Origin of the sequence: Bisbaumannia pacifica, from assembly GCF_007989625.1 — a bacterium.
In the GTDB taxonomy this organism is placed as follows: Bacteria; Pseudomonadota; Gammaproteobacteria; order Pseudomonadales; family Halomonadaceae; genus Bisbaumannia; species Bisbaumannia pacifica.
Genome location: NZ_BJUK01000039.1, coordinates 21,952 through 33,868, shown reverse-complemented (window position 1 = coordinate 33,868; position 11,917 = coordinate 21,952). Strand labels below are relative to the sequence as shown.

The following is an 11,917-nucleotide window of genomic DNA, read 5'->3' as shown; positions in this document are numbered from 1 at the left end:
CTTCGCCCACCACCTCGCCGCCCCGGGCCGCCACCTGGGAGGCGGAGAGCGCCAGCTGGTTGGCCTGCTGGGCGGAATCGGCGGTCTGCGCCACGGTGCCGGTGATCTCCTCCATGGAAGCGGAGGTCTGCTGCAGGCTGGAGGCGGCGCTATCGGTGCGCCGCGACAGGTCCTGGCCGCCGCTGGCGATCTCATTGGCGGCGATGCGCACCGACTCGCTGCTGTCGCGGATGGTCAGCATCACGGCGTCCATCTTGGCCACGAAGCGGTTGAAGGCCTGGGCGATCTGCGCCACCTCGTCCTGGCCTTCCTCCGGCAGGCGTCGGGTCAGGTCGCCCTCGCCGCTGGCCACGTCCTGCATGGCATCCCGAGCCAGCTGCAGGCGACGGAACACCACCTTGAGCAGGGCGCCCAGCACCAGCACCGCGCCCAGGGCCACCAGTACCAGGGTCAGGGCGGAGGTGCCGAGGATCGCCCGCAGGCCGGCAGTGGCCTCGTGTTCGTCCAGGGCCACCACCAGTTGCCAGTCGGTGCCGGCGATGCCACGGCTGCCCAACAGCCGATCGCGCTCCCCGAGGGCCAGCCGCGGGGGTGCCTCGGCCACGGCCAGTTCCTCCAGGAAGGCGGCATCCAGGGTCGGGTTGAGGCGTGTGGCGGGCTCCAGCGCCAGGGCGGGGTCCGGGTGGGCGATCAGGGTACCGTCGCCGGCCACCAGGAAGGCGAAGCTCTCCGGCGAGGGCCGGATCTCGGCCACCCCCTCGACGATGGTATCGATGACGATATCACCGCCCAGTACGGCTTCCAGGCGTCCCCCCTGGTAGAAGGGGTGGGCGATGGTCACCACCAGCTGGCCGGTATTGGCATCCACATAGGGCAGGGTGACGACGGTGTCACCGACCGCCTCGGCCCGCTGATACCAGGGCCGCACCCGGGGATCGTAGTCGGCGGGGGGCACCCAGCCGTCTGAGGTCACCATGTCGCCACTGCGGGGATCGGCCACATACGTGGACAAGAACCCGCCGGAGGCGGCCAGTTGCTGGAGCGACGCCAGGGGGGCGTCGCCGAAGGCGGCCCCCTCGGCGGCGGCGGCCATGGCCAGGCGCGCCTCGATCCACTCGCCGACAGCCTGGGCATGGCCCTCGGCGGTGGCATCGAGCTGTTGCGCGGTCTGACGCTCGTTATGGGACTGCAGGGTAAAATAGCTGGCGATACCATTGATCACCAACGCCAGGGTGATGACCACCACGGCGGCGATCAGGATTCGGGTTCGCAGGGATGTCAGCATGCGGGTCTCGCTCGTCGGGTCGGGGAGTTGTTATCAACGCCACCCCACGGGTGCCATGGATCGGCGCTGGACTTAGGTATCGGCCGACGACCCGACGAGCTTTAACGTTCGTTTCAACGCATATCGCTGACCGCTTCCTGAATATCCGCCAGCGGCGCCTTGGAGAGATCCTTGGCCAGGGAGTGAATGATCAGCTTGCTGGAGGCCTCATCCAGCTTGTCGCGCAGGATGCCCAGGAAACGGGGCGGTGCCACCAGGATCAGCTTGCGCAGATGATTGCCGACCCGGGCATGATAGATGCACTCCGCCACCTGTTTGGCGAAGATTTCCGCCTGATGGTGGGAGGCCACGCTCTCGCCTCCCGAGGTCCGCGAGGTGCGGCCCATGGATTCATGCACCTCGCCGCCGCCATCGGTCACCAGGTCCCCCTCGTGCAGGCGCCCCTCGGCATGCACCAGGCTCTCCTTCTCTTCCAGTCTCAGTCCCTCACGGGTAAAGACGCGGGCGCGCGCCGCATCGGCCACCACGATATAGGTCGTCATGGGAACTCCTTGGCAAGATAAAGGGAACGAGGCCGGAGGCCTCCTATGGAGCGTGGCAAGGGCCCGGGAAAGCGTCAACTTCCCGTGGCGTGATAGCTGCGCCGGCGCTGGAACTGGGGTAGCATGCCGGCGTCGGCAGGACGCCGACCGTCTCCGCACCGCCAACTCCAGGAAGGCTAGCCATGCGTCGATTCCTCTTTCCGCGTCACCCCCTGCCCCGCGCCACCCTGCTGCGCTGTCACCTGCTGCTGCAACTGGGCCTGCTCGGCTATGGCCTGAGCCGGCTGCTGCCACGCACCCCCTGGCTGGCCGACACCACCTGGGTGACGGCCTGGCCCGACCTGGCCCTGGGCGGCGGCCTGCTGCTGCTAGCCATGGCGGCGATGCGGCTGCTGCTGGAGCTCTGGTTGCTGCCCTACCACCTGCCGGCTCGCCAGGGCGGCTTCGCCCCCCAGTCGGTCATGACGCGCTCCGATGCCCGGCGCCCGGCGGTACATGACCCGGACAGCGCCTGGACCAGCGAGGCCCGCCGGGTGGTACTGGAGGATGAGGTCGTGGGCAAGGCCAGGGTACGCCGAACGGCCAGCGAGCCGACCCTGGACGTCCAGAATGGCCTCGACGAGGCCGCCCCCAGCGGCGAACCGCGCCTCTCCTAAGCAAGCCGCCGCCCCTAGCCAAACAACGGCGCAGGCCATATCGCAGCAGCACGACGCTGCCACAGCCACAGCCAGGGGGTATGGAAAGCGGCGAAGCGTCCCTAGCCCAAATAACGGCGCAGGCCGTATAAGAAAAGCACGCCACTGCCACTCCCCAGGGTATTGGCGAAGATATCCCAGCCGTCGCCGCCGCTGCGGCCCGGCACCAGGATCTGGGCGAACTCGATGGCGATGCCATAGGCCACCGCCAGGGCGAAGGCCCAGGACAGGCGCCACCCGGCCAGGCCCAGGAGCCCCGCCAGGCCGGCATAGCCGACGAAGTGGTTGAGCTTGTCCCAGGGCAGGGACTCGGGCATCTCGCCGCCCGGAGTCAGGCTACCGAGGGCGATCAGCAAGGCCGCGGCCAGGGCCGCCGCCGCCCACAGGCGGCGACGGCGATGCCAGCGGCACAGCCACTCAGCCGTGTTCGATCCGGGCATGATAGGCGGGACTCAGTTCGTGCAGGGCGTCCATAAAGGCCGTGACGTGATCCGGGTCGGTGAACTGGCTGATGCCGTGACCCAGGTTGAAGACATGCCCGGGGCCGCTGCCGTAGCTGTCGAGGATCCGCGCCACCTCGGCACGAATCGCCGAGGGCTTGGCGAACAGCACATTGGGGTCCAGGTTGCCCTGCAGCGCCACCTTGTGGCCCACCCGGGCCCGGGCATCGGCCAGCTCGGTGGTCCAATCCAGTCCCAGGGCGTCACAGCCAGTGCCGGCGATATGCTCCAGCCACTGGCCGCCATTCTTGGTGAACAGGATCACCGGCACCTTACGGCCGTCCTGGTCGGGTTCGAGGCCGGCGACGATCTGCTCCATATAGCGCAGCGAGAACTCCAGGTAGGCCGGGGTGGAGAGCACCCCGCCCCAGGTATCGAAGATCTGTACCGCCTGGGCGCCGGCGCGAATCTGCGCATTGAGGTAGTCGGTGACCGCCTGGGCCAGGGTGTCCAGCAACTGGTGCATGGTATCCGGCGTGTCATAGAGCATGGTCTTCACATGCCGGAAGTCCTTGCTGGAGGCGCCCTCCACCATATAGGTGGCCAGCGTCCAGGGGCTGCCGGAGAAGCCGATCAGCGGCACCCGACCGTTGAGCGCCGAGCGGATGGTGGAGACCGCCTTCATCACATAACCCAGGTCGCGCTCGGCGTCCGGCACGCTCAGCGCCGCCACGGCCTCGGGGGTGCGCACCGGCTTGCGGAATTTCGGTCCCTCGCCGGTCTCGAAATAGAGCCCCAGGCCCATGGCGTCGGGAATGGTGAGGATATCCGAGAAGAGGATGGCGGCATCCAGCGGATAGCGCTCCAGGGGCTGCAGGGTCACCTCGCAGGCCAGGTCATGGTTGCGGCACAGGTCCATGAAGCTGCCCGCATCGGCCCGGGAGGCGCGATATTCCGGCAGGTAGCGGCCGGCCTGGCGCATCATCCAAACCGGGGTACGGTCCACCGGCTGGCGGGCCAGTGCGCGCAGAAAGCGATCGTTCTTGAGTTCCATGCGGGGCTCACTCTCGACAAGATTTGCCCGCATTGTACCCGAAGCCGCCCCGGTGTCGCGCCGGGGTGCGGGTGGCGTCCGCAAAAGAAACGCCACCGGGGACAGGTCGCGGCGACGCGCCTTTCGCTCCTCCCTGTCGTCGAGGCCGTGAGCCACGGCCTCGATCCTGCTAGAATGGCCCGATTGGCCTGGCGCCGAGCGCCGCCCGTACGACGAGGTAACCCGTGACGATTCGATTCATCGCCGCCTCCCGGCTGCCCACCCCCTGGGCGACCTTTACCATGCATGGCTTCGAGGACGAGGCCACCGGCAAGGACCATATCGCCCTGACCCTGGGCGACGTCAGCGATGGCGAGCCCGTGCTGGGCCGGGTGCACTCCGAGTGCCTGACCGGCGATGCGCTCTTCTCCATGCGCTGCGATTGCGGCTATCAGCTCCAGGAGGCCCTCAAGCGCATCGCCGGCGAGGGCCGCGGCGTGCTGCTCTACCTGCGCCAGGAGGGTCGCGGCATCGGCCTGCTCAACAAGATCCGCGCCTATCATCTCCAGGATCAAGGCGCCGATACCGTGGAGGCCAACGAACGCCTCGGCTTCGGCGCCGATATGCGTCGCTACGACCTCTGCGTGCCCATGCTCGAGCACCTGGGCATCGGCGGCCTGCGCCTGATGACCAACAACCCGCGCAAGGTCGATGCCCTGACCCGGGCCGGCGTCCAGGTGGCCGAGCGAGTGCCCCTGACCACCGGCCTCAACCCGCATAACGAGCACTACCTCTCCACCAAGGCGGGCAAGCTCGGCCATATGATGGCCCTGGGCGACTTCACCCAGGCCAGCGACGTGGATATCGAACGCAAGTCGTAAGGTTTTCCCTCCCCCCACGGCTAAGACACGAGCGTCGGCGATGCGCCCTTCGGCCATCGCGACGCCCTCTGTGCCCCAGCCTTATGGAGGGACTCGTCATGAAAACCCGACTCTTGCTTCTCGCCCTGCCCCTGGTGGCCCTGCCCCTGATGGCCCAGGCCGACCGCGCCAGCCAACGGGCCCTGGAACTCAATCAGGCGCCGACGAGCCAGTACGCCAGCATGCCCGACAGGGTCCAGGAACCGGCCAACCTGCACCTGGTATCCGGCACTAGCGAGGCCATGGCCCAGGCCTGGCTGCGCCTGAAGCGCTATCGGCCGCCCATGCATGTGGATGCCAACGGCAATCCCCTGTCACTGGGTCGTCAGGCCACCCACTGAGGCCCGCCGGCCCCCGGCCTGGTGCCCGGGGGCCGATGTCGTCTTGCCATTCCCTCAGGCCGGCAGGGTCAAGCGAAAGGTCGTTAGCTCACTCTCGCAGCATACCGAGGCCTCCCCCCCGTGCCAGCGGGCAATCGAACGCACGATCGCCAGCCCCAGCCCTCCGGTCGCGCCGCCGCGACTACGCGCGGCATCGCACCGGTAGAAGCGCTCGAAGACACGCTCCTGCTCGACGCCGGGGATCCCCTGGCCTCGATTGGTCACCTCGAGGAGCATTCCCTGCGGCGTCTGCCGCGACTGGATGATGACTGGCGTGCCGCTCCAGCCATGCTGCAGGGCATTGGCGATCAGGTTGGCCAGGGCCCGGCGCAGCAGGTCGAGGTTGCCCATGACGCTGCCGGAGGCACGATTGATCAGCGCGCGGCCATCGTCATCGGCCATGCCCTCGAAATAGTCGCACAGCTGACCGACGAGGCTCGCCAGGTCGATGGGCTCGCGGGCCAGCGCCCCGGCCGGCTGCTCGGTGCGCGCCAGCAGCAACACGGTATCGACCATGCGCGACAGCCGCTCGTACTCCTCGACATGGGAGCCCAGCAGTCGCCGGTACTCCGCGGGCTCCCGCTCGCGCTGGAGCGTTTGCTGGGTCGCCCCCAGCAAGTTGCCGAGTGGGGTGCGCATCTCATGGGCCAGGTCTCCGGAAAAGCGTGACAACTGGGCGAATCCCTCCTCCAGCCGACTCAGCATCTGATTGAGCGCCCGACTCAGCTCGCGCAGTTCGCTCACCTCCCCGTGCACCGCCAGGCGACGGTGCAGGTGACGCGCGTCGATGCTCTGGGCCCGTGCCGCCAGGCGACGCACCGGGCGCAGCCCGCGACGCGCCACCCACCAGCCCAGTAGGCTGGCCAGCAGCGTCCCCGCCCCCATGGCCAGCCACAGGCGCAGCCGATAGGCGGCCAGCATCCGCTCGCGTTCCTCGAGACGCTTGCCGGCCACCAGGGTCAGGCGACGCCCTTCATGGTTCAGGCTCCTCCAGGCCAGGCGGGCTCCGGCATGGGCCATCAGCCGCCCCTCGGGGGCCGCCGGCAGCTCCGGCACCGCCAGTCCCGGCGGATTGATTTCGATCAAGGGCCGCCCCTGGGGGTCGAGAATCCACAACAGGCTGTCGCGATTGCCCAGCATATTGGCGTAGAGCAGGGGACGACGACGCAGGGCCGCGATACTCTCGCCATCATCGAGCAGGGCTTCCATGCGTTCCAGTCGCCCCAGCAACAGCTGGTCGTCGCGCCAGGCCAGCTGCTGACCGAGGGCGTGGTGAAGATAGGCGCCGAGGCCGCCGAGCAGCCCGAGCGTCACCAGGGCAAATAGCAGGGCAAGCCGCAGTGACAGCGAGAGAGGACGACGCATCAGGCGCGGGCCTCGAGCACATAGCCCATGCCGCGTTCGGTATGAATCAGCTTTCGGGAGAAGGGATCATCCACCTTGGCCCGTAGGCGGCGCACGGCCACCTCGACCACATTGGTGTCGCTCTCGAAGTTCATGCCCCATACCTGGGAAGCGATAAAGGGACGCGACAGGACCTCCCCCTCGCGATCGAGCAATAGCTGCAGCAGGGCGAATTCCTGATTGGTCAGCGCGATGCGCGCCTCGCCACGCGTCACCCGTCGCCTCAGCACATCCATGTGCAGATCGGCGACCCGGAAGGACTCCCGGGCGCGCAGGGGCCCCCGACGCAACAGGCTGCGCACCCGGGCCAGCAGCTCGACAAAGGAGAAGGGCTTGACCAGATAGTCGTCGGCCCCCAGGTCGAGGCCCTTGACCCGGTACTCCACGTCGTCGCGAGCGCTCAGGAAGAGCACCGGCACCTGGCTTTGCCGGCGAATCAGCCGCAGCAGTTCCCAGCCGTCCAGGCCGGGCAACATCACGTCAAGGATGACCAGGTCGAACTCCGCCTCTTCGATTAGATGGCGCCCGTCGAGGCCATGCCGAGCCACCTCGACCCGGAAGCCGGACTCCTCGAGCCCCGCCGCCAAATAGTCGGCGGTCTTGTCCTCGTCCTCCACCAGCAAGATGCGCATGCGCAGGCCTCCGCAAATGACGCCACAGGCTAGCCCGCCACCGAGGGCTTGCCCATTACAAAGTCGTAATCCCGCCGTCGGCGATTTGACGGTCGAGTCACCGCAGCATGGGACCGCGTACCGAGGGGATGCCACGAGGCCCCCTCGCCCCCTTACCTCATCCCCCGCGAAGGAGTCCCTATGATCACTCGCTACCGCCTGATCACCGCCCTCGGCCTCTGCGCCGCCACCCTGCCGGCCCTGGCGGCCGACAACCCGCTGAGCGTCCATGTCCTGGATATCCAGACCGGCCAGCCGTCACCGGGCATCGAGGTGCGCCTCGAACGGCGCACCGATGGCGGCTGGCAGCCCCTGGCCAGCGGCGAGACGGCTCCCTCGGGGCGTATCTCGGCGCTCTATCCGGAGCAGGCGACCTTCGAGCCGGGGGCCTACCGAGTCATCTTCGCCACCGGCGACTGGTTCGCCAAGCAGGACACCGAGACCTTCTTCCCGGAGATTCCCGTGCACTTCGAGGTCACCGACGCCGAGCAGCACTACCATATCCCGTTGCTGTTGAGCCCCTACGGCTACTCCACCTATCGCGGCAACTGACCCCCGGCCTCGCCCCAAGCAGAAAGCCCTCGACCGAGTCGAGGGCTTTCTGCTTGGGGCGATGGCGCCTGAATCAGGGGCGTGCCTAGCGCGGTGGGCGGTTCGCGGACGCCGCCCTCTCAGGCGGCCCTGGCCTTACGGATGCGCTCGTAGGCGTTACCGATCTCGCTGGTGCGTTGCTGGGCGACCTCGCGCATGCTCTCGGGCAAGCCCTTGGCGGCGAGCTTGTCGGGATGGTTCTGGCTCATCAGGCGACGGTAGGCGCGCTTGAGTTCGGCATCGCTGGCGTCCTCCTCGACCCCCAGTACCCGGTAGGCATCCGCGAGGGAGGTCCCCGTCGCGTCCGGCGCCTCGGCGGCGCCGCGCAGCATCGCCTCGATCTGGGCGATCTCGGCCTCCGAGCAGCCCAGCCCACGCACGACACGCATCAGCATCTCGTGCTCGGCGGGGTGCAGGCGTCCATCCGCGGCGATCGCCGCCAACTGGACCTGAAGGAACACCTGGCGCAGGGCCGGCTGCGTGCCCACGATCTGGCGCACCCGGGCCAACTCCGCCTCGAGGTCGAAGTCCGCGGCCTTGCCGCGGGTGAAGTCGGCCCGCGCCTTGGCACGCTGGGTCTCGTTCAAGCGCAGTCGATCCCATAGCCGGCGCGAGGCCTCCAGCTCGTCCTCGGTGACCTGGCCATCGGCCTTGCACAGGCAGCCCATGATCGCGAAGGTCGATTCGAGAAACTGCTCCTGGGACGCGGCCAGGCGCCCGAGCATGCTGCGGCGCAGCCGCGCCGCGAGCCAGTAACCGAGCCCACCGCCGATCAGCAGGCCCAAGGGCCCTCCGACCAGCAGGCCGATAAAGGCACCGAGCAGTACGACGATCAGCATGAGTCCTCCCCCTCGCGCCGGGACGGGTCAGCGCCGGCGAGCCGGGCGCGGATGGCGGCCTCGATGCCGGCGGCGTCGAGGCCGCAGTCGGCAAGCAGCTGCGCCGGCTTACCGTGCTCGACGAAGGCGTCGGGCAGGCCCAACTGGAGCAGCGGGGCCGGGACGCCCTCGGCGGCCAGCAGCTCGGCCACGGCGCTGCCGGCGCCACCGGCCACCACGTTCTCCTCCAGGGTCACCAGCAGGTCGTGGTCGGCGGCGGCGGCCAGCACGGCATCGCGATCCAGCGGCTTCACCGAGCGCATATTGAGGTGGCCGGCATCGAGGCGCTCGGCCACTTCGGCCGCGGCGGTATTGAGGCTGCCGAAGGCCAGCAGCGCGACCCGGGCGCCGGGGGCGGCGCCACTGGCGCGACGGGTCTCGGCCCGGCCGATGGGCAGGGGCTCCAGATGCGTGGGGATCGCCACGCCGGGGCCGCTGCCGCGGGGGTAGCGCACCGCGGCGGGGCCGGGGTGATGGTAGGCGGCGCTGAGCATGGCCCGGCACTCCGCCTCGTCGGCGGGGGCCAGCACCACCATCCCCGGCACGCAGCGCAGGAAGGAGAGGTCCATGCTGCCGTGGTGGGTGGGGCCGTCCTCGCCGACCAGGCCGGCCCGGTCGATGGCGAAGGTCACGTCCAGGTGCTGCACCGCCACGTCGTGGATCAACTGGTCGTAGCCGCGCTGCAGGAAGGTGGAGTAGATGGCCACCACCGGCTTGACGCCCTCGCAGGCCATGCCGGCGGCAAGCGTTACCGCGTGCTGCTCGGCGATGGCCACGTCGAAGTAGCGCTGGGGATATTCCCGGGAGAAGCGGATCAGGTCGGAGCCCTCGCGCATGGCGGGGGTGATGCCGATCAGCCGACTATCGGCGGCGGCCATATCGCAGATCCAGTCGCCGAAGACATTGCAGTACTTCTTCGGGCTCTTCCTCGGCGGCGACACCTTGACCGGCGGCGGCGTCTCGTCGCTCTTCTCCAGCTTGGTGATGGCGTGGTAGCCGATGGGGTCCGCCTCGGCGGGACGGAAGCCGCGCCCCTTGCGGGTCTTGACGTGGAGGAACTGGGGGCCGTCCAGGTCGCGCATATTGCGCAGGGTCTGCACCAGCAGCGGCAGGTCGTGGCCGTCGATGGGGCCGATATAGTTGAAGCCCATCTCCTCGAACAGCGTCGCCGGGCTGATCATGCCCTTCATATGCTCTTCGGTGCGCCGCGCCAGCTCCAGGGCCCCGGGCAGGTGGGAGAGCACCTTCTTGCCGTTCTCACGCATCGCGGTGTAGGGCTTGCTGGCGAGGATCCGCGCCAGGTAGCTGGCGATGCCGCCGACGTTCTCGGAGATCGACATCTCGTTGTCGTTGAGCACCACCAGCAGGTTGGCATCCACATGACCGGCGTGGGCCAGGGCCTCGAAGGCCATGCCGGCGGTCAGGGCGCCGTCGCCGATCACCGCGCAGGTACGCCGCTGCTCGCCCTTGGCGCGGGCCGCCAGGGCCATGCCCAGCGCCGCCGAAATGGAGGTGCTGGAGTGACCCACGCCGAAGGTGTCGTACTCCGACTCGGCGCGGCTGGGGAAGGCCGCCAGGCCGCCGTACTGGCGGATGCGCGGCATCGCCTCGCGGCGCCCGGTGAGGATCTTGTGGGGGTAGGCCTGGTGGCCCACGTCCCAGACCAGGCGGTCATGGGGGGTCTCCAGGGCCTGGTGCAGGGCCACGGTGAGCTCCACCACGCCGAGGCCGGCGCCGAAGTGGCCGCCGCTGCAGCCGACGCTGTAGAGCAGGTAGGCGCGCAGCTCGTCGGCCAGCTGCTGGAGCTGGGCGCCGGGCAGGGCGCGCAGCGCGGCCGGGGTGTCCAGGGCGTCGAGCAGCGGCGTGGCCGGGCGCTCGGCGGGAATCTCGTCGAACAGCTTCATGGGGTCATCCGCGTATTCAGTGGTCGCGCTCGATCATGTAGCGGGCCAGCTCGGCCAGCGGCGCGGCGGCCTCGCCCAGCGGCACCAGGGCGGCCAGGGCCTCCTCGAGCAGGCCATCGGCCTTGGCCCGGGCGCCGTCCAGGCCGAGCAGGGCCGGATAGGTGGGCTTGTCGTGGGCGGCGTCGGCGCCGGCGGCCTTGCCCAGGGTGGCGGTGTCGCCGGTCACGTCGAGGATATCGTCATGGATCTGGAAGGCCAGGCCCACGGCTCGGGCATAGCGCTCCAGGGCCGCCACCCGGGGGTCGTCGTCGCCGGCGGCACTCAGGGCGCCGAGGCGCACCGCGGCACGGATCAGGGCACCGGTCTTGTGACCATGCATGGTGGCCAGGGCCGCCACGTCGGGCTGTCCGCCCACCGCGGCCAGGTCCAGGGCCTGGCCGGCTACCATGCCGTCGCGACCGGCGGCCTCGGCCAGGGTCAGCATCAGCGCCGGCAGCCGCGGGTGTGCGGCCCGGGCCAGCACCTCGAAGGCCAGCGCCTGGAGGGCGTCACCGGCGAGGATCGCCGTGGCCTCGTCATAGGCCTTGTGCACCGTGGGCTGGCCGCGGCGCAGGTCGTCGTCGTCCATGGCCGGCAGGTCGTCGTGGACCAGGGAGTAGGCGTGGATCAGCTCCACCGCGGCGGCGGGGGCATCGAGCAGGGCCTCGTCGGCGCCCAGGGCGCGGCCGGCGGCATAGACCAGCACCGGGCGCAGGCGCTTGCCGCCCACCAGCAGGCCGTGGCGCATGGCCGCCTCGAGGCGCGCCGAGGGGGGAGTGCGCGCGGCGAAGAGGCCCTCCAGCCAGGCATCGATGCGCGCCCGGTCGGCGGCCAGGCGCGTGGTCAGGGGCTCAGGCGTCATCGGGCACCTCGTCGTCCGGGCCGGCGAAGGGGGCGATGCCCAGGCTGCCATCGTCCTGTTCCACCAGGCGGCGCACCTGCAGCTCGGCCTCGTCCAGGCGGCGCTGGGCGTCGCGGGTCAGGCCCACGCCCTGCTCGAAGGCCGCCAGGGAGGCCTCCAGGCTCAGTTCGCCGGACTCGAGTCGCTCCACCAGCGTCTCCAGGCGTTCCAGGGTGGCGGCGAAGTCCTGCGGCTCGGCGCCCTCGGGTGTCGCGGTATCCTTGTCGGCCATGG

At 69.5% G+C, this 11,917-nt stretch carries 14 protein-coding genes; 4 read left to right on the top strand and 10 right to left on the bottom strand.

Annotation, left to right across the window (positions count from 1 at the left end; genetic code table 11):
- Both HPA02_RS14295 and HPA02_RS14290 read right to left on the bottom strand, forming a co-directional pair.
- A partial coding sequence (locus HPA02_RS14295) for a methyl-accepting chemotaxis protein (RefSeq protein ID WP_146803879.1) occupies positions 1-1,285 on the bottom strand: 1,285 nt, incomplete at its 3' end.
- A gap of 113 nt (positions 1,286-1,398) precedes the next feature.
- On the bottom strand, positions 1,399-1,827 hold the full coding sequence (locus HPA02_RS14290; RefSeq protein WP_146803878.1) for a host attachment protein: 429 nt from the start codon (positions 1,825-1,827) through the stop codon (positions 1,399-1,401).
- Between the two features lie 182 nt (positions 1,828-2,009).
- On the opposite strand from HPA02_RS14290, the gene HPA02_RS14285 reads away from it, so the two are divergent.
- Positions 2,010-2,483 (top strand): hypothetical protein, encoded by a 474-nt coding sequence (locus HPA02_RS14285; protein WP_146803877.1) that lies wholly within the window; start codon positions 2,010-2,012, stop codon positions 2,481-2,483.
- A 101-nt stretch (positions 2,484-2,584) separates the two neighbouring features.
- On the opposite strand, the gene HPA02_RS14280 is transcribed toward HPA02_RS14285, so the two are convergent.
- Positions 2,585-2,962, bottom strand: a complete 378-nt coding sequence (locus tag HPA02_RS14280) for a VanZ family protein (RefSeq protein WP_146803876.1) — start codon at positions 2,960-2,962, stop codon at positions 2,585-2,587.
- Positions 2,940-4,016 (bottom strand): uroporphyrinogen decarboxylase, encoded by a 1,077-nt coding sequence (gene hemE, locus HPA02_RS14275; protein WP_146803875.1) that lies wholly within the window; start codon positions 4,014-4,016, stop codon positions 2,940-2,942. Before hemE ends, HPA02_RS14280 begins: the two co-directional genes overlap by 23 nt.
- 224 nt (positions 4,017-4,240) lie before the next feature.
- On the opposite strand from hemE, the gene ribA reads away from it, so the two are divergent.
- Both ribA and HPA02_RS14265 read left to right on the top strand, forming a co-directional pair.
- Positions 4,241-4,876 (top strand): GTP cyclohydrolase II, encoded by a 636-nt coding sequence (gene ribA / locus HPA02_RS14270; protein WP_146803874.1) that lies wholly within the window; start codon positions 4,241-4,243, stop codon positions 4,874-4,876.
- Between the two features lie 98 nt (positions 4,877-4,974).
- The gene (locus HPA02_RS14265) at positions 4,975-5,256 is read left to right on the top strand and encodes a hypothetical protein (RefSeq protein ID WP_146803873.1); all 282 of its coding nucleotides are present in this window, start codon (positions 4,975-4,977) and stop codon (positions 5,254-5,256) included.
- A gap of 54 nt (positions 5,257-5,310) precedes the next feature.
- Here the strand turns inward: HPA02_RS14265 and HPA02_RS14260 are convergent, their stop codons facing one another.
- Positions 5,311-6,660: a heavy metal sensor histidine kinase gene (locus HPA02_RS14260; RefSeq protein WP_222594003.1), complete on the bottom strand. Its 1,350-nt coding sequence runs from the start codon at positions 6,658-6,660 to the stop codon at positions 5,311-5,313.
- Positions 6,660-7,331 carry a heavy metal response regulator transcription factor gene (locus HPA02_RS14255; RefSeq protein ID WP_146803871.1) on the bottom strand — a complete coding sequence of 224 codons (672 nt, stop codon included), beginning with the start codon at positions 7,329-7,331 and terminating at the stop codon, positions 6,660-6,662. Before HPA02_RS14255 ends, HPA02_RS14260 begins: the two co-directional genes overlap by 1 nt.
- Positions 7,332-7,511: 180 nt before the next feature.
- Here HPA02_RS14255 and uraH point away from each other — a divergent pair, with 180 nt between their 5' ends.
- A complete protein-coding gene (uraH, locus tag HPA02_RS14250) occupies positions 7,512-7,922 on the top strand; it encodes a hydroxyisourate hydrolase (RefSeq protein WP_146803870.1) in 411 nt (136 codons plus the stop codon).
- Between the two features lie 119 nt (positions 7,923-8,041).
- On the opposite strand, the gene djlA is transcribed toward uraH, so the two are convergent.
- Genes djlA through HPA02_RS14230 form a run of 4 tightly spaced genes read right to left on the bottom strand, consistent with a single transcriptional unit; the run spans position 8,042 to position 11,915 of the window.
- A complete protein-coding gene (djlA, locus tag HPA02_RS14245) occupies positions 8,042-8,800 on the bottom strand; it encodes a co-chaperone DjlA (RefSeq protein WP_146803869.1) in 759 nt (252 codons plus the stop codon).
- Positions 8,794-10,743, bottom strand: a complete 1,950-nt coding sequence (dxs, locus tag HPA02_RS14240; protein ID WP_146803868.1) for a 1-deoxy-D-xylulose-5-phosphate synthase — start codon at positions 10,741-10,743, stop codon at positions 8,794-8,796. The genes djlA and dxs overlap by 7 nt, the downstream gene beginning before the upstream one ends.
- A 16-nt stretch (positions 10,744-10,759) precedes the next feature.
- Complete coding sequence (ispA, locus tag HPA02_RS14235) at positions 10,760-11,644, bottom strand: (2E,6E)-farnesyl diphosphate synthase (protein WP_146803867.1); 885 nt, start codon at positions 11,642-11,644, stop codon at positions 10,760-10,762.
- On the bottom strand, positions 11,634-11,915 hold the full coding sequence (locus HPA02_RS14230) for an exodeoxyribonuclease VII small subunit (protein WP_146803866.1): 282 nt from the start codon (positions 11,913-11,915) through the stop codon (positions 11,634-11,636). Before HPA02_RS14230 ends, ispA begins: the two co-directional genes overlap by 11 nt.
- Positions 11,916-11,917: the final 2 nt, after the last annotated feature.